The 18740-nt window shown below is 43.1% G+C and carries 13 protein-coding genes; 5 read left to right on the forward strand and 8 right to left on the reverse strand.

The genetic code is table 11. The features are described from left to right. Window positions 1-27 precede the first annotated feature (27 nt). The 5 genes from clpB (at window position 28) to BTV98_RS11675 (ending at window position 9629) form a co-directional block, all read left to right on the forward strand. A complete protein-coding gene (gene clpB, locus BTV98_RS11655; protein ID WP_058369718.1) occupies window positions 28-2625 on the forward strand; it encodes an ATP-dependent chaperone ClpB in 2598 nt (865 codons plus the stop codon). A gap of 137 nt (window positions 2626-2762) precedes the next feature. Then, complete coding sequence (locus BTV98_RS11660; RefSeq protein WP_075103654.1) at window positions 2763-4004, forward strand: PQQ-dependent sugar dehydrogenase; 1242 nt, start codon at window positions 2763-2765, stop codon at window positions 4002-4004. Between the two features lie 288 nt (window positions 4005-4292). Then, a complete protein-coding gene (locus tag BTV98_RS11665; protein ID WP_058369720.1) occupies window positions 4293-5945 on the forward strand; it encodes a BCCT family transporter in 1653 nt (550 codons plus the stop codon). Between the two features lie 157 nt (window positions 5946-6102). Then, window positions 6103-7731: a BCCT family transporter gene (locus BTV98_RS11670; protein WP_075103655.1), complete on the forward strand. Its 1629-nt coding sequence runs from the start codon at window positions 6103-6105 to the stop codon at window positions 7729-7731. A 245-nt stretch (window positions 7732-7976) separates the two neighbouring features. Beyond that, window positions 7977-9629, forward strand: coding sequence for a BCCT family transporter (locus BTV98_RS11675; RefSeq protein ID WP_058369721.1), 1653 nt, complete (start codon window positions 7977-7979; stop codon window positions 9627-9629). A 105-nt stretch (window positions 9630-9734) separates the two neighbouring features. On the opposite strand, the gene BTV98_RS11680 is transcribed toward BTV98_RS11675, so the two are convergent. The 8 genes from BTV98_RS11680 to dnaQ form a co-directional block, all read right to left on the reverse strand. After that, on the reverse strand, window positions 9735-10076 hold the full coding sequence (locus tag BTV98_RS11680) for a hypothetical protein (RefSeq protein WP_058369722.1): 342 nt from the start codon (window positions 10074-10076) through the stop codon (window positions 9735-9737). 275 nt (window positions 10077-10351) lie between these two features. Next, the gene (locus BTV98_RS11685; RefSeq protein ID WP_143505752.1) at window positions 10352-10669 is read right to left on the reverse strand and encodes a DUF3144 domain-containing protein; all 318 of its coding nucleotides are present in this window, start codon (window positions 10667-10669) and stop codon (window positions 10352-10354) included. A gap of 97 nt (window positions 10670-10766) precedes the next feature. After that, window positions 10767-11933: a methionine adenosyltransferase gene (gene metK / locus BTV98_RS11690; RefSeq protein WP_058369724.1), complete on the reverse strand. Its 1167-nt coding sequence runs from the start codon at window positions 11931-11933 to the stop codon at window positions 10767-10769. 252 nt (window positions 11934-12185) lie between these two features. Further along, window positions 12186-12881 carry an endonuclease III gene (gene nth, locus BTV98_RS11695; protein ID WP_058369725.1) on the reverse strand — a complete coding sequence of 232 codons (696 nt, stop codon included), beginning with the start codon at window positions 12879-12881 and terminating at the stop codon, window positions 12186-12188. Window positions 12882-12974: 93 nt separating this feature from the next. Then, window positions 12975-13853, reverse strand: coding sequence for an RnfABCDGE type electron transport complex subunit B (locus BTV98_RS11700; protein WP_075103656.1), 879 nt, complete (start codon window positions 13851-13853; stop codon window positions 12975-12977). A 142-nt stretch (window positions 13854-13995) separates the two neighbouring features. Then, a complete protein-coding gene (gene nudC, locus BTV98_RS11705; RefSeq protein WP_058369727.1) occupies window positions 13996-14991 on the reverse strand; it encodes an NAD(+) diphosphatase in 996 nt (331 codons plus the stop codon). 61 nt (window positions 14992-15052) lie between these two features. Further along, window positions 15053-16732: a hypothetical protein gene (locus BTV98_RS11710; protein WP_178379381.1), complete on the reverse strand. Its 1680-nt coding sequence runs from the start codon at window positions 16730-16732 to the stop codon at window positions 15053-15055. A 128-nt stretch (window positions 16733-16860) separates the two neighbouring features. Further along, complete coding sequence (gene dnaQ, locus BTV98_RS11715) at window positions 16861-18471, reverse strand: DNA polymerase III subunit epsilon (protein ID WP_075103657.1); 1611 nt, start codon at window positions 18469-18471, stop codon at window positions 16861-16863. Between the last annotated feature and the right edge of the window lie 269 nt (window positions 18472-18740).

Raw genomic sequence — 18740 nt, forward strand, 5'->3', positions numbered from 1 at the left:
AAATATGAATTATAAAAGGATTACCCTATGAGATTTGAAAAGTTTACGCAAAAGCTGCAGGCCGCTATCCAAGAGGCACAAAGCTTGGCATTAGGACGTGATAATACGGGCATTGACCCAGTGCACTTGCTTGCCGTTCTACTGCAGGATGAATCCAATTTATCTATCTGTCAGCAAGCAGGTGCCTCTATTCCTGCACTAAAAAATGGCGTGGCAAAAGCATTAGACAATCAAGCCAAGATTAGCGAGCCGACAGGGGATGTAAACCTAAACCCAAACGCAGTCAAAATTCTAAATCTTGCAGATCGTCAAGCGCAAAAAGCTGGTGATGATTTTATTGCCACTGAATGGGTCATATTGGCACTGGCTGAACAAGGTGAGACCAAAAAGATATTTGAGAGTGCTGGCGTGACTGCTGATAAGTTAAAAGCAGTTATCGAGCAATTACGTGGTAATGATAAAGTAGACAATCAAAACGCTGAAGATCAGCGTGATGCGCTCAACAAGTATACGATAAATCTGACCGAGCGAGCAGAGCTTGGCAAGCTCGACCCCGTCATCGGCCGTGATGAAGAGATTCGCCGTACTATTCAGGTTCTCTCGCGCCGTACCAAAAACAACCCCGTACTCATCGGTGAGCCAGGTGTCGGTAAGACGGCTATCGTTGAAGGTCTAGCACAAAAAATTATTCAAAAAGATGTGCCAGAAGGATTGCGTAATAAAGAAGTGCTGTCTTTAGATCTGGGCGCATTGATAGCTGGAGCGAAATTCCGCGGAGAGTTTGAAGAGCGTCTCAAAAGCGTACTGAGTGACTTGGCCAAGCAAGAAGGCAATGTCATCTTGTTTATTGATGAGCTGCATACCATGGTTGGTGCGGGCAAAACTGATGGCGCGATGGATGCAGGGAACATGCTAAAGCCTGCATTAGCACGCGGTGAGCTACATTGCGTTGGGGCAACGACCTTGGATGAGTATCGCCAATATATCGAAAAAGACGCGGCGCTTGAGCGTCGTTTCCAAAAGGTATTGGTTGATGAGCCGACGGTTGAAGATACAATTGCTATTTTGCGAGGTCTAAAAGAGCGTTATGAGCTGCATCACGGTGTCGACATTCAAGACAGCGCGATTATCGCAGCGGCGCGTATGAGTCATCGCTATATTACCGATCGTAAATTGCCAGATAAGGCCATTGATTTGATTGATGAAGCGGCAAGTCGTCTGCGTATGGAGATGGATAGTAAACCTGAAGCTTTAGGCAAACTTGATAGCCGTCTGATTCAGCTAAAGATGCAGCGTGAAGTGCTCAAAAATGAAGAAGATGCGGGCGCACGAGCTGAGCGTAAAGTACTTGATACGCAAATAGAAGAGCTTGAAAAAGAATACGCTGATCTTAATGAAGTCTGGCAAGCAGAAAAAGCTTTGGTCAAAGGCAGTCAGCAGCTAAAAGATGAGCTTGATAAAGCGCGTATTGCTTATGATAAAGCCAGTCGTGAAGGCGATTATGAGACCATGAGTAAACTGCAGTATGAGACCATTCCACAGCTTGAGCGCCGTATCAATGAGTCTGATCTGGCTGAGCAAGAAGAGCAGACAGGTGAGCCTACAGGTGTAAAATTACTGCGTAATAAAGTCACCGATAATGAGATCGCTGAAGTGGTAGCAGCGGCGACTGGTATTCCTGTCAGTAAGATGATGCAAGGTGAACGTGATAAGATGCTAGCGATGGAGGACAAACTCCACGAGCGCGTTATCGGTCAGGATGAAGCGGTCGAGTCAGTTGCTAATGCAGTACGTCGTAGCCGTGCAGGCTTGTCTGACCCCAATCGTCCTTCTGGCTCGTTTTTATTCCTAGGACCAACAGGGGTTGGTAAGACTGAGCTGACTAAGTCTTTGGCAAACTTCTTATTCGATAGTGAAGATGCGATGGTGCGTATCGACATGAGTGAGTTTATGGAAAAGCACAGTGTCAGCCGCTTGGTAGGTGCGCCTCCTGGTTATGTCGGTTACGAAGAAGGTGGTACATTGACAGAAGCTGTACGCCGTAAGCCTTATAGTGTGATATTGTTTGATGAGGTAGAAAAAGCGCATCCTGATGTGTTCAATATCTTATTGCAAGTTTTGGATGATGGGCGCTTGACTGATTCGCAAGGTCGCGTTGTAGACTTTAAGAATACTGTCATCATTATGACCAGTAATTTGGGTTCACATAAGATCCAAGAGATGGTCGGTGAAGATTACCAGGACATTAAAGCGGCAGTGATGGAGTCGGTTGGTGAGCATTTCCGTCCCGAGTTTGTAAACCGTATTGATGAGATTGTAGTGTTCCATGCGCTCGGACAAGAACAAATGGCCGGCATTGCTGATATCCAACTAGAGCGTCTGCGTCGCCGTTTACAAGATCGTGAGTTAGATATTACCTTATCTGATGAGGCGATGAATCAGTTGGTCGCAGTAGGTTATGACCCAGTATATGGTGCGCGTCCGCTAAAACGTGCAATCCAGCAAGAGATTGAAAACCCATTGTCATTAAAATTGCTGGCAGGTGACTTTGTCGCTGGTGACATTATCAAAGTCGATGTAGATGTGGATGATAAGCTGACCTTTGATAAGCTTAGAATGAGTTAATAACGCTAAAATTTAGTACAAAATCAACCTCTTATTTGCAATAGCAGATAAGGGGTTTTTTTGTACAAAAACATAATTTGTACCTTGATAGGGTTGTCACTTGCTATATTAGATAAAAGCAGATTGATAGGGAGAGCATGATGATAATCACTACCAAGCACGTAAAGATACCTTTGAGCATAGTAGCGTTACTATTTAGCGCCTCTGCTTGTTCTAACCCAACTACAGTAAATACCGATACAGCACCTACGCAAACAAAAGCGTCCGATAATGCTGCTAATGATGTCCAAAAAAGCACTATCAAACCTGAATTTACGACTAAAGAGTTTGCGACCTTTGATGAGCCATGGGCGATGACTGCGCTACCCAAAACAGCAAATGACCCCCTCAAATTACTCGTTACTCAAAAAACAGGCGAGCTCTTTATCGTTGATACTCAAACGGGTAATAAAACCCAAGTCAATGGTGTGCCAAGTGTGGCTTATGGCGGACAGGGTGGTCTTGGCGATATTATTTTAGCGCCTGATTTTGCAACGAATCAGATGGTATATATTAGTTATGTCGAAGCAGGAGACGGTTCCGACAACAATACTTTTGGTGCTAAGGTGATCAAAGCCAAACTTGTAGGGTTAGATACTGATGCGCCAAGTCTGCAGGCCATCACACCAATTTGGCAGCAGACTCCAAAAGTAAAAGGCCAAGGTCATTATAGTCATCGATTGCTATTTTCTCCTGATGGGCAGTACTTATACATCAGTTCAGGAGAGCGGCAGAAAAAAGACCCTGCGCAAGATATGACCGTTAATTTGGGTAAAATAATTCGGTTAAACGCTGATGGATCTGTGCCCAAAGACAATCCATTTGCAGGTAATACTCGCAACATTGCTTCACAGTTTTGGACGATAGGTCATCGTAATGTGCTTGGTATGGCATTTGATGAGTCAGGCAGATTGTGGGCTAATGAGATGGGACCACGCGGTGGTGATGAATTTAATCTTATTAAAAAAGGCAACAACTATGGCTGGCCCGTGGTTTCTAATGGCCGTAACTATTCAGGCACTGATATTCCTGATCACGATACCCGTCCTGAGTTCGAGCCGCCTAAGATTACGTGGACACCCGTCATTTCACCCTCGTCCATCAGTATCTATACTGCTGGTAATCAAGATGATTTTCCAGAATGGCAAGGAGATGCCCTTATGAGTGGCTTATCATCTAAAGCTTTAATCGTGGTCGATATGAAAGAGACAGGGGAAGCGTCTGAGCGTTATCGCTATGATATGGGCGCCCGTATTCGTGATGTTTTAGCAGTCGATGGCGAAGTGTGGGTACTAGAAGATGGCGATAATGGTAGGTTGTTACAGCTCTTGCCAAAATAGAGATATTCACGCTTATTTTAACTATATGCTTTTACCATATAGTTGCTTTAACGATAACCAACTTTTGATGTAGCAAGGATTAAAATTGTTAGAAAATCGATAAGTTAAGAGCAAATATTAATGCTTAATGCTTAATGCTTACTATAATTACTGTCTTCAACTCTGTTACAAGCTGTTAATCTGAAGTATTGCAATCAGTTGCAAACTTGTAAGTACTTGAATTAGATTTGATAGTTATGAAATATCTTGTTATTGTTAGCCTCTTAAAAAATTAAGGCAAATTTACAGATGGACCATGTAAAGGTTGAGAGACTAGGACCGTTTCCGCGAGTGAGCAAACCTGTCTTTATTACGTCGAGCATTTTAATCGTTGGCTTTATTATCTTTGGCGTGCTATTTACTGAGACTGCTGGAGCACTTTTTAGTTTTTTACAAGGTTTTATAACCGACAAGTTTGGCTGGCTCTTTATTTTATTAATGAACCTAGCTTTAGCGATATGTGTTTATTTAGCCATGAGCCGTTATGGTGATATTCGTTTGGGCCTTCAAACAGAGGCACCGCAATATAGTCTATTTTCATGGATTGGCATGTTGTTTTCTGCTGGTGTCGGTATTGGACTGATTTATTGGGGCACGGCTGAGCCTTTATATCATTTCATGGCTCCACCTTTGGGCGAGCCAAATAGTATAGAGACCGCCAAACAAGCAATAAATCTTACCTTTTTACATTGGGGTCTACATGCTTGGGCGCTATATGCGTTTGTCGCATTATCTCTTGCTTATTTCCATTATCGCCGCGGCCTACCTCTATCAATTCGCTCAACGCTTTATCCTTTACTAGGTAAGAAGATCTTTGGTAGATGGGGGCATGCTGTTGATATCTTAGCAGTATTTGGGACAATGTTCGGCGTTGTAACGTCTTTGGGTTTGGGCGTTATGCAAATAAACTCAGGACTTGAGAAGTTATTTGGTACGCCTAACAGTTTAACAGTACAAATTGCTTTAATTGCTTTTATAACGGTTTTGGCCGTTATTTCTGTTTTAATGGGCTTAGATAAAGGTATCAAGCGTCTTAGTGATATTAATATTGGGCTGACGGCTATCTTACTTGGTTTTATGGTCATCCTAGGACCAACGTTATTCATCTTTGATAGTTTCCTTGAAAATGTTGGTAATTACTTATCAGTGTTTGTTCCACTCGGACTGTGGGGCGAGGCTTATGAAGGTCAAGAAAATTGGCAGTCTTCATGGACGATATTTTATTGGGCGTGGTGGGTAAGTTGGGCGCCATTCGTCGGTATATTTATTGCACGTATTAGTCGCGGCCGTACCATTCGTGAGTTCGTGTTGGGGGTCATGTTAATACCAATAACAATCTTGTTTTTCTGGTTTACGACTTTTGGCGGCGTTGCTATTCATATGGAGTTGCTCGCTGCTATTGATCCCACTTTAGCTAGTCCAGGACTCGTTGAAGCGGTACAAGCAGATTTTGGTAGTGCAATTTTTAAACTGATTGAGTATTACCCGTTAACCAAACCGATTACTTTTATAATTGTTATTATGATTATACTTTGGTTCGTGACATCCTCAGATTCGGCAAGCTTTGTCATTGATATGCTAACTGCCGGTGGCGATACCAATCCGCCAAAAATACAGCGTTTATTTTGGGCAAGTACTGAAGGTGTCATTGCCGCAGTTTTACTTGCAGCGGGTGGGCTAAGTGCTTTACAGGCAGCAGCGATCGTAGCAGGTCTACCATTTGCTTTGGTTGTATTTGTAATGATGTACGCACTTTTACGCGGCTTAAGTAGAGATCAATTGATACTGTACAGAGCTCAACAGTACTACATCACTGCAGAATCAGCAGATCACAATACTGCCAATGAGTTCGTTGATGAAGATTTATTAAAAGGTCCGCCCAAGATTGTCAAAGGTGACTAACTCGTATTAATTGCTAGCGTCATTGTTGTTACAGTAATTGTCATACACAGATAGCCCTCACATTTAGGGCTATTTTTATGTGATTATATTTATTTTTAGGTTTGATAGGTCACTTATATCCAAACATAGTGGCACAACTCTATTTTAGGAAGGTATTATGAGTGAACTCAAAATTGGTCGTTTAGGACCTTTTCCACGAGTCAATAAGCCTGTTTTTATTGCTTCGGCAGTTTTAATCGTGGGTTTTATTATATTTGGTGCTCTGTTTCATGAGCTAGCTGATACAGTATTTGCTGCAGCACAGGGTTTCATTACTCGGCGATTTGGCTGGCTGTTCGTTATCTTGATGAACGTGGCAGTGGTTTTAAGTTTATATTTGATTTTTAGTAAGTATGGTGACATCCGCTTGGGTCATCAGACTGAAAGGCCACAATATAGTCTGCCGTCTTGGATCGGTATGTTGTTCTCAGCAGGTATTGGTATCGGTATCATGTACTGGGGCACCGCAGAACCTGTATATCATTTTATGGCACCACCTCTTGGCGAAGCTGAGACAGTAGAAGCTGCCAAACAAGCGATGAACATCTCGTTTCTGCATTATGGTATCCATGCTTGGGCTATTTATGCCATCGTGGCATTGTCCTTGGCATACTTTCACTTTCGCCGTGGTCTACCACTCTCTATTCGCTCAAGTTTGTATCCGTTATTGGGTAAAAGGATTTATGGCGGGTGGGGCCATGCTGTTGATACTTTAGCCGTATTCGGTACGATGTTTGGTGTCGTCACAACCTTGGGTTTTGGTGTATTACAAATCAATTCAGGGCTTGAGGGATTGTTTGGTATACCAAATTCGGTACCTGTACAAATTATCCTGATTGCTTTTATTACTATGCTTGCCTGTGGTTCTTTATTAATGGGATTGGATAAAGGCATCAAGCGTCTTAGTGATACCAATATTGTTTTGACCTTTGTGTTGCTAGCGTTTGCTTTTATCATGGGTCCAACCCAATACATCATGGACAGCTTGGTTGAAAACGTCGGTAACTATGTACAAAATATCGTTCAGTTAGGCTTTTGGAGTGAAGCTTATAGTAAGGGCGATTGGCAGTCATCATGGACCATTTTCTATTGGGCTTGGTGGATTAGCTGGTCACCATTTGTTGGCGTGTTTATCGCTCGTATTAGCCGTGGCCGTACCATTCGTGAATTCTTGTTAGGTGTATTATTTATTCCTATGGTTATTCTGTTTTTCTGGTTCACAACCTTCGGCGGTGTGGCTGTAAATATGGAGCTGATTGGCAATCCTGGATTCATTGAAGTGGTACAAAATGACTATGGTAATGCGATTTTTAAATTGATGGAGTTCTATCCATTTACGCAAGCCACAACGATGTTAATCATCATCATGATTGTTTTATGGTTTGTGACCTCATCAGATTCAGCAAGTTTTGTGATCGATATGCTAACCGCAGGTGGTGAGACCAATCCGCCCAAGATCCAACGTCTATTTTGGGCGATAACTCAAGGCTTTGTTGCTGCTATTCTGTTGGCAGCGGGCGGCTTAGGCGCTCTACAAGCAGCTGCTATCGTGGCAGGTTTCCCGTTCGCTATCGTCGTCTTTGTCATGCTATATGCTATGATACGAGGGTTCAATCGTGACGAGCTTATATTGTACCGTGCAGAGCAGAGGTTTATCACTGAAGAGTCAGTTGAGCACAATACAGCGAACGAATTCGTTGATGAAGAGCTATTGGACGGGCCACCTGAGATTGCTAAAGGTGACTAAATCATAGTAACCACTGAATGTCTCGAAACAAAACCTCAATCTATTCGTAGATTGGGGTTTTATTAGTTAATATAGCCAACAAAGCACTGAATAGAGTAAGACTACCTTCAAGCCGTACTTGTCGATAAACAGAATCTTGGCTTTTATGACTTATTTCTCACTTTACAGTCAGTCGTAACGATGTTGTGTTTGATAAATGGTTAATATCTTGATAGGGTGACGCTCTTTTAAGTTTGGAAAAATCTATGGATCACGTCAAGGTTGGTCGATTGGGCCCTTTTCCAAGGGTAAGTAAACCAGTATTTCTGTCTTCAGCGATTTTAATTGTCGCATTTATCATCTTTGGTGCCTTTTTTAATGAGCTGGCAAGCGTAGTGTTTGGGCAAGCAAAAGCGTTTATCTCAATGCGTTTTGGCTGGTTCTTTATTGTGGTAGTCAACTTAGCCGTGGTCATGAGTATCTATTTGATATTCAGCCGATATGGTGATATCAGGCTCGGACATCAGATGGAAAAGCCGGAATACAAACTCATATCTTGGATTGGTATGTTGTTTTCAGCGGGTATCGGTATTGGTTTGCTTTATTGGGGTACGGCTGAGCCGTTGTACCACTTTATGGCGCCGCCACTTGGTGAAGGAGAGACAGTCGCATCTGCTAAGCTTGCAATGAACATCTCTTTTTTGCATTACGGTATTCATGTGTGGGCGATTTATGGCATGGTGGCTTTAGCGTTGGCTTATTTTCACTATCGCCGCGGTTTGCCACTGGCAATTCGCTCAACGCTCTATCCATTGTTAGGTCAAAGAATCTATGGGCGTTGGGGTCATACTGTCGATACCTTAGCTGTGTTTGGCACAATGTTTGGGGTGGTCACAACCTTAGGTCTAGGCGTGTTACAGATAAACTCTGGTCTTGAGAGTCTATTTGGTATTCCTAATAATATCACCGTACAGATTGTCTTGATTGCGGTTATTACAGCGCTTGCTGGGTTGTCTTTATTGATGGGACTGGATAAAGGTATTAAGCGTTTAAGTGATATTAATATCTTTTTGACTATCGTGTTATTAAGCTTTGTGATTATTTTAGGTCCAACGCAGTTTATATTTAATAGTTTTGTAGAGAATATCGGTAATTATCTGCATCAAGTTATTCCGCTAGCTTTATGGACAGAGTCTTATGAAGGTCAAGAAAACTGGCAATCTTCATGGACGATTTTTTATTGGGCATGGTGGATTAGCTGGTCACCGTTCGTTGGCGTATTCGTCGCTCGTATCTCTCGTGGTCGCACTATTCGTGAGTTTATATTAGGGGTATTATTAATTCCGGTTACCATATTATTCTTATGGTTTACAGCCTTTGGTGGATCGGCAGTACACATGGAGCTGACTGCTGCAGTCAGCCCTGATATTGTCAGTCCTGGACTGGTTGAGGCAGTGAGAGCAGATACCGGTAGTGCTATCTTTAAATTAATGGAAACCTATCCGTTTACTCAAGCAGCAACCGCCTTGATTATTATAATGATCGTACTATGGTTTGTGACCTCGTCCGACTCCGCCAGCTTCGTCATTGATATGTTGACGTCAGGTGGTGATACCAATCCACCCAAGATTCAGCGTCTGTTTTGGGCAGGAACTGAAGGCGTTATCGCAGCGATATTGTTAGCAGCAGGGGGGTTAGGGGCATTGCAGGCTGCTGCTATAGTGTCAGGATTCCCATTTGCTATTGTTATGCTGGTCATGATGTATGCACTACTTCGCGGCTTGAGCCGAGATCGTCTGGTGTTATATCGCAATCAGCAGTGGTTTGTCACTGAGGAGTCGGCAGAACACAATTCAGCGAATGAGTTCCGTGATGAACATTTGCTAAAAGGCCCTCCTAAAATTACTAAGTCCGATTAGTAAGATTGCATAAATAACATGAATAATAAAAGACCCCAGTTTATATATAAGCTGGGGTCTTTTTATGATTATCAGGCTGAGTTTTTATGCAGGACTCCTAAAAGCTTAGACGCACTTGCCTGGTATATAACCTATCGCTGCAGTTGTGCCACAGGCTGAGCAGGCGTTGCCCGCTGTGCGATAACTGATGGTCGAGCCAACTTTCGTGGTTACGCAAACAGGGTCGTATTGCATGGTACATATGTTTTGCTCTGGGTTGTGAGGCGGACACTCAGTAAACAATTCATCGCTAGGCGCTGGTTGATTAGTGGCTGGTGTATGAATTGGAGTGGTGTCGGGCTCGGCGACACTCGGTATATTGCTACAGCCTACTAAGGTCATCGCGACGGATATTCCTAGTAACGACAAGCATGAGCGCCCGGATGTCAAAAAATTATTATTAAACATAATATATCCTTATTTATGAAGATCATAATTTGTGGAAGTTGTAATTTATGAAACCTACAACGTCCTGTTGTAGTAGATAAGCTAATAATCGGTTGTATAGCAGACTATTCTGCTTTATCTGCTTTTATAAGTTAATGACGGCCTAAGCTTGAATGGCCCAAGTAACCTAAGTATTAGCCTAATTGTAGTCAGTCACTTGCTAAAAAGATAGCCAATAAAAAACCCCAGTCTATAAATAGGCTGGGGTTTTGTTTAAATATTAAATAATAAAGTAGTTACTTAGATGACTTATCATCTTGGTTAAGCTGTACATATTTGTCAAAGTTTTGCGCATAATCGGTCAAATTATCACTTAGCATCTGACGGTACTGTTTAACGTAAAACTCTACGATGTCGTCTTTTTCTTTTGCAAAGTCATCACCTTTCACAAAGCCAATAGAGGCGACCGAAGCGCTATAACGCGCTGCTGCATAAAGTAATGAAGCACCGACTTGCCCTGAATGAGCTTCAGGACCCAATTGACTATTTGCAACCCCGATAATAGCATCGGCACGCTGATAAAACGCCTGCATTTCAGGGGTGATTTCAGTCATCGCTTCAGCATTGTCGTTTAAATTTTGGTTTTGAGCGTTGTTATCAATATTGTCTTGAGACATAAGCAACTCCTATTGAGTGTCTGTAAATATGGGTTTATAAACCTGCATCTGCTTTTAGTAATTCAGCTTTGTCTGTTTTTTCCCAAGTAAAAGCAGTATCAGAGCCGACGCGACCAAAATGACCGAAAGTTGCTGTGCGTTGATACATAGGCTGGAGTAGGTTTAGCATTTGGGTAATGCCATAAGGGCGCAGGTCAAAATGCGTACGAATCAGACGAATGATTTCATCAGAGCTGATTTTACTCGTACCAAAAGTATTAACTGATATAGAAGTAGGTTCAGCAACTCCAATCGCGTAGCTGACTTGTACTTCACAGCGCTCGGCCAAACCTGCTGCGACGATATTTTTGGCGACATAACGTACTGCATAAGCGGCACTGCGATCGACTTTTGAAGGGTCTTTACCACTGAAGGCACCGCCACCGTGGCGAGCCATACCGCCGTAGGTATCGACGATGATTTTACGTCCGGTTAAGCCTGCATCACCGACAGGTCCGCCAATAACGAACTTGCCAGTTGGGTTGATGTGGTAGCGAGTACCAGCATGCAACAGGTCGGCTGGCAGTACTTGTTTGATGATAGATTCCATGACTGCTTCTTGCAGATCTTTTTGCGAAATACTTGGATCATGCTGAGTAGACAATACCACAGCATCAATTGCAGTCGGACGATTGCCATCATATTTTAAGGTAACTTGTGCTTTTGCATCTGGACGTAACCAAGGCAGGTCACCAGCACGGCGTAGCTCAGACTGACGCTCCATAAGACGATGTGCAAACTCGATAGGAGCAGGCATTAACACATCGGTTTCATTGCTAGCATAACCAAACATCAAGCCTTGATCACCAGCGCCTTGCTCTTCTGGGCTGTTACGATCGACACCTTGAGCGATTTCAGGTGATTGCTTGCCAAGCATGTTGATCACTGCGCAAGTCTCACCATCAAAACCAAGATCTGAGTGATGATAACCAATACCATTGACCGTATCACGTACAATACGCTCCAAATCAATGTTGGCGGTAGTGGTCACTTCGCCTGCTAGTATCACTGCACCAGTTTTGACCAGCGTCTCGCATGCTACGCGAGCTTGGATGTCTTCACGTAAGATGGCGTCAAGGATAGCGTCTGAGATTTGGTCGGCCATTTTATCAGGATGGCCTTCGCTTACAGATTCAGATGTAAATAAGTTGTATTCACGCATAGTTAGATCGCTTAATTGCAAGGACTGTCATTACTAAATCAGTCATAATTGAATGTTAACGGAAAATAAGAGGCAAAAGTGAACCAAAAAATTAGCACATTTTACCGTGAATCGAGTGAAAACTCTAGTGTAGCTATTGTTGCTATCAATCGTAAAAATCATCGAGTTGGCTAAATTTCTGCTAATAGTTATCTGTATTGTTTTTCTTTGAGTTGGGTTATCTCTATTAGACAATACTAGCTATAAAGAATTTCAAATCTCTACAAACGTAGCTTTGTCCTTAAACATGCATTCTTCATAAACCGGACAGGCGCCGCATTTAGGGGTACGCGCTTGACAGGTATAGCGCCCATGTAAGATGAGATAGTGATGAGCGTCAACCAATAGGTCTTCTGGAATGCGCTCGACCAGTCTTTTCTCTACCATCAATACGTTCTTACCAGTGGCCAGCCCCGTGCGATTGCTAACACGGAAAATATGCGTATCGACTGCCATTGTTGGTTGTCCAAAGGCTGTGTTCAAGACCACGTTAGCGGTTTTGCGCCCCACACCAGCGAGCGACTCTAAGTCTTTACGGTTATCAGGTACGGTGCTGTCAAATTTCTCTATTAAATCGCGACAGGCTTTGATCACATTTTTGGCTTTGGCATTATATAAGCCAATATTTTTGATATAAGATTTTAGGCCTTCTTCACCCAATGCCAATATGGCCTCAGGAGTATTGGCGACAGGGTATAGCTGCTGGGTTGCAATATTGACACTCACATCAGTCGCTTGTGCAGAGAGTATGACTGCGATAAGTAGCTCAAAATTATTACTGTAGTTTAATTCGGTAATGGGATCGTCAATAGTAGCAGCCAACTTCTCAAAGAACGGTCGTACGTTACGATTGGGTAATCGTCTCGATGGCGGTGTGTCTGCAGTTTTGTGTTTGACAGTTTTACTCATAGGATATAGACAATATTTTTATAGCTGTTGATGTTAATAGTGGTTAAGGTCGATACTAAATTAGATCAAATAAGATAACAGAATACGGACAAATTATAACTGAGACAGTTGATCTTGCAACGTAGCCAACTCGGCACTTTTCTCTGGATTAGGACGGACGCTTAGCTGTTTTTCTAGTTTTTTGATTTTGGTACGTAGTTTGGCGGCAGCAATAGTGTTTTTTGCTTGCTGCTCATCAATGTCAATCGCTTGTGCGCTGGCGTTATTTAGCTTGGCTTCTACCATACTGACGACAGGTCTACTATTGTTACTGTCGGCCAGTTGCTCAGTTACGCGCCTAAGATGCGTATGATAACGTTGTCGCAGCTCATTTTGTTCTTGGAGGCGCTCTGCTGCTGACAATTCACGCTCGATAGGTACAAGATCAATGCAGTCCACAGGGCAGGGTGCGATACACAACTCACAACCGGTGCATAAATCTGTAAAAATCGTATGCATATGTTTGCCAGTACCGACGATAGCATCGACTGGGCAGGCAGGGATGCACTTCGTACAACCGATACAATCATCTTCACGAATGATGGCACGTACTTCATGCGGACGCTCGGTCGTAGGGTCTATTGGCCACTTTGACGGTACAGCAATCAAGCGTTCGTGCTCACTACTTGAGGTTTGGTTCTGTGAAAAGACCGTATCCAAAGTATCATGATCTGCGTCTAAAATAAGGGCAATTGCATCACTAACAGGTTGACCTCCAGGCACACATTTATTATGTGGTTCACCATTTATAACGATAGCGGTAGCATAAGGTAGACACCCATCGGGATGATCGCAAAGACCGCACTGGGTCTGGGGTAGACACGAATCTACATACGCAATTTGCTGTTGTGTGTCAGCTGGGAGCGTCTCTAAAGTTAACGTATCAAACAGTATGGGCAAGTTTGTTAGACGAGTATGAATATCACTGGGCATTTAATCAAAGGCCTTAAAACTGGCGTAAAGAATGGGTGAGAGCTACTATACTATTGGTAGCTACTAGTATAGATAATCTATCATAAAAGAGTATTGTTCATAATGGCATGCTACTGATTACACGCTAATATATTCTATAAAGCTAAAGTATTATGCCTTGTTCGTGAGCAATTTGCGCAATTAAATCGTAAGCAATACTGCCCTTAAAAGGTATCTTTGGTAAGTTTGAGATATCAAAAAAGTCGGCGTGCGAGAGCTCATCTTCTTGTATGACTATCTGACCGCTAGTGTAAGACGCTCGAAACCCTAGCATTAAGTTTGAGGGAAATGGCCATGGTTGGCTACTGACATAGTGGATGTCAGTCAAGCGAATACCTACTTCTTCTAACACCTCTCGCATTACGGCATGCTCTAGACTTTCACCTACTTCTACAAAGCCTGCAATCAAGCCATATTGAAGCTGCGTGCTTGGTCGACCATAGCGGTGATGGTGTGCCAAGAGTATCTGCATCTCACCGGTTTGTGGGTTTGGACGGGTGATGGCTGTGATGACACAAGGTTGTACTCGTGGATACTGGCGTAAGCGGCAGACTGGACAGACCATCGCACGCTCGCCAAATTTGGCTACCGTAACCGAAGCGCTGCAGCGACTACAAAACTGAGTATCTGCTTGCCAGCGCAGCAATTGAATCGCTTGGCTCAGCTGCGTCGAGAGAGCAACTGGTAGCTGGGTGATAAGCTGCCTATAAGTAATGAAGTTTATCTCGTCAGTACGGGCTAATGGCGTCTGCAATACAGTTGACTCATGGGAGTCTTTAGTTAAGTTGGGAATAGCAATGCCGTGAGTTTGCGCATAATCATAAGTAATGGCAATGGTAGCAGGTACATCATCGCCATCAATAGGCTCAGGGCTTGTATCCAATGCTAGCGACTCATTAGTCTCCCAATTGCTTGCTGCTAAGCTTGCCAGTAACTCCACACGGCCAACCTGATAAAGCTTAATTGATGACTCTGCTGCTTGGTCTTTTTTGACAATATCACTGTTAATAGCCAAAACAGGAAATTGCAGAGGTCGCCAGCCTTTTGTAGTATAGCGGCACAGTACAGTCTCGTTATTAATCACAAAGGCGGTAGTCATAAATAGCTATCCAAAGCAGCAAGAGGGTTGCCTAAAAGTTGCTTGTATTTATTTGTAACAGTTAAGCGGCAAGTAGTTGGCTTAAACTATCCTGAGCAACATCAAGCGATTTTTTGCTCACAGGATGGTTGTTCTCAAAACCATCTAAGCGATAGTCTACTGCCATAAGTACATCAGCTATATGAGCAAGTGTACGATCATCTATACTTTGACCACTTTCAAGACGTTTTTGCATATTGGTGGTCAACTGGCCAAGCATATTTGCGGGTGTAGGCAATTGTAAGAAGCGTATTGCGCCTGCGACTTGATGTATCAGATCAGGTATGTTTTCGATGTTGAGCAGGTCACGATTGTCATCCATTAAATAATCGTTAATTGCTTGCTCTGCACTTGATAGAGCTGTACGGCTCTCTTGTACCAACGTATCATAGGCCGTATCGATTTGGTGTAATGAGATATGCTGACTATGCGTTGCCAAATGAATAGCGCCTGGAGTGTGTATTTTTGCCATCGCGTTCGAAGCGTTCTCTGCATGCATCAGTGCTAATAGTAGATAATCAAACTCATCAGGTGTTGGCGTCTGCCATTTTGCTACAGATGAGGCTACATTTTTGAGTGAAGTTGCCGCATCAGCTAAGCATAATAACTGCAATGCTGAGCCCAGCTCTATAAGATCGGCAGCTATTGAGCTTACTTGTACCGCCGCAGGGCTAAGTGTATCACCGCGGGCATAACTATCGACTTTTTCTTTAACAGTGCTGATTTGGTTTTGAATAATATCATTTAGCGTGTCAGTAATGGCACGGTTTGGTCCAAACAAGAAGCGTTGCATCTGCGTAAGCTGTGACGACTCAATCCGATTATTTGCATACTGAGTACGTAGCTTTTGCGCTTGTTGATTATCGCGCTGGCAAGCAAAACTCACTAAGTCTGCAAAACGGGCGTCCATTACTGGCAAGTAGCTATGAAACTGCTGCTCTAAGTAGATAAGTGTATGTTTTTGACTAGCACTTAACGGTAAGATGTCTTTGATATCTGTGACAGCAGCCGTTGCCGCTTGCCAAAACAAACTGTCAGTGTGGGCGGCAATCATTGCACAAGCAGCACTCATGGCATTAAGTTTTTGCTGGGCATCTGCTGTTAGTGGCGCATGTTTGGCAAGGACCACATTTAGACCACTACGATAAGCATTAGCGAGTAAATCACTATCGAGATTTAGCTCGCTTAAAGGTTTGAAGTTCTGTTCAGGATTGGCAATGATGACGCTGCTGCTACCAAAATCAGAAAAATAATCGGCATCGATCGTATCTTGCTGACTATGAGCATATAGTTTGTTAATAATTGGCAAGAGTAGAGTTGGCTCAACTGTCTCGGTCAATAGTACAAATTCAACATAACGATCAAGTGTCATGATCGCCTCTGACAAATCCATAATCAAAGCGGTGTCACTGTTGTTATTATTGTCATAAAGTTGTTGTAGACCTTGTGCGATAGCCGTACTTAGTAGCTGTCCGCCAGTCAATGCAATCAATTTAAAAATACAAGACAGTTGTGTTAATACGCTAATAGAGTCTAACAATAAAGAGACTTGTTCGTGATCATCGTTAAATTCGCTAAGATGATTTTCAGTATCTTTTAGAATGACCGTAATCTCATTATGCAGCAGATGTAGAGAGGGCAAGTTAAAGTTAGTGATACTAAGGGCAGGGGTGGTCAACATTGTTTGCTCAGACTGGCTCATAGTTTTTTCCATAAAGTGTTGATAGAGTCGACTCTAGCAGCAGATAGTTATTGATAAAAGTGGGCTTTTTAGTATGTCATTAGACAAATGACTGGCTTAGCCCGACCAATTATGCGCAGTAACACGCTCTACCACTGCGATAGCCTAGCGTTTAATTCAGGGTAATCTTCTGCTAAACCTGCAAACCAGTTTTGATTGGCATGGTTGTCTACGGTTGACTCTAGCAATAAAGATGCCAAATTCGCAAAATTAGCATGAGCGGTGTTTCCACCCTCTGTTTGAGTATCTTCTTCGATCGCTAACGTTACCTGTCCACCCGTCATTGCCAGATAAACTTCAGCTAAGATCTCCGAATCTAATAAAGCACCGTGAAAAGTACGGTCTTGCTTACCGACATCTAGCCGGCGCACCAAAGCATCCAAGGTGTTTTTTTGTCCAGGATACTGCTGCTTTGCCATCAACAAAGAGTCAGTCACTTGTACACGCTCGGCGAAGTCTGTCAGACCAACTTTACTAAACTCCATGCTTAAAAAGTTCATATCAAACGTGGCGTTGTGAGCGATGATTTCTGCGCCATCCATAAAGTCATATAACGACTTAGCAACTTGATCGAAGGTTGGCTTATCTGCCAAAAAAGCTTCGGAGATACCGTGAATACGAATGACCTCCTCATCCATACCGCGCTGCGGGTTGATATAAACATGGAGCTTTTCGCCCGTAAACTTACGACCGACCATCTCGACAATACCGACCTCAATCACGCGGTCACCTTTAAGAGGATCAAGTCCTGTCGTCTCTGTATCCATGATGAGCTGACGATTGGGCTCGTGTCGATGGATAGGCTTTGGCAGTAGCGGACGAAAATTGGGGTTAGCACGACCAGTATCACCATCGAATTTTGGCAAGTCTACTGTTACGTTGGTTGTATCGCTGTGTGCATTCGTCTCATCTGATATCATAGTATCGATACTCACTGGCTGCGTAGCATTGTCTGGTTGTTGCTTGGCTGATAAAGGCTTTGAATCATTATTATCTGACATCTCATCTAAAGGGGTTTCGTACGACTCTTCATCTAAATCATTATCCATCATATTAAAGCCTAATGGATCGTTATTTAGCCAGTCATTAGCGGTTATTTTATCTTTTTTTTTAGCAATATCAGCGTCAATAGGTTCAAAGCTATTTATAGAATGCGCTGTAGATGAGTGCTCGCTACTAGAAGTGACGCCCAGATTGGCCAGCTCATCAGCTTTCTCATTACCTGCGTGTCCAGCATGACCTTTAACCCAGTGCCAATCAACATCGCGTGCTTGACAAAGATTATCCAACTGTTGCCACAAGTCTTGATTGGCTACAGGCTTTTTGCCTGCCGTCTTCCATCCGCGCTTTTTCCAACCTTCAATCCATTGGGTAATGCCGTTTTTAACATAACTAGAGTCGGTCCAAATCTCAAGCTTTAAATCGCGTGGGCTATGCTCTAGAGCTTTTATTGCGCCCATCAGCTCCATACGATTATTAGTGGTTTCTTTATCGCCACCGTATAGATCTTGCGTACGTCCATCACTAAAGATAAGGTGCGCGCCCCAGCCACCGGCGCCAGGATTACCTTTACAGGCACCATCAGTATAAGCGACGGTAGTATTTGCTTTCACGGCTAGCGGATCAGCCGCATTTTGCTGACTTGCGCTAAAAACATTTGTACTAGAAGTGTAGGATGATAGAGCAGGATTGTCTGACATAAAAATCTAATAGCCTAATAGATAGTTAACGTACGATAAACAGATATATTATTCGCCTTGCAAGCTCAGTTCTATAGAGCCTCTGCGCTATTTATTTATATCTATACTATCGAGCTTGACTATAGTTTAACTGAGAGTATAACTGGGATTAACGCGCTTGATTATAGCAAATCCATTAGCAATATGCGCCATCGCTCGCCACAAAACTGTAAAGCTAAATATCAAAACAGAAAGGGAGTTGTTTTCTGTTAAAATGAGCCTGATGAGAG

The organism is Psychrobacter sp. Cmf 22.2, assembly GCF_001921745.1.
In the GTDB taxonomy this organism is placed as follows: domain Bacteria; phylum Pseudomonadota; class Gammaproteobacteria; order Pseudomonadales; family Moraxellaceae; genus Psychrobacter.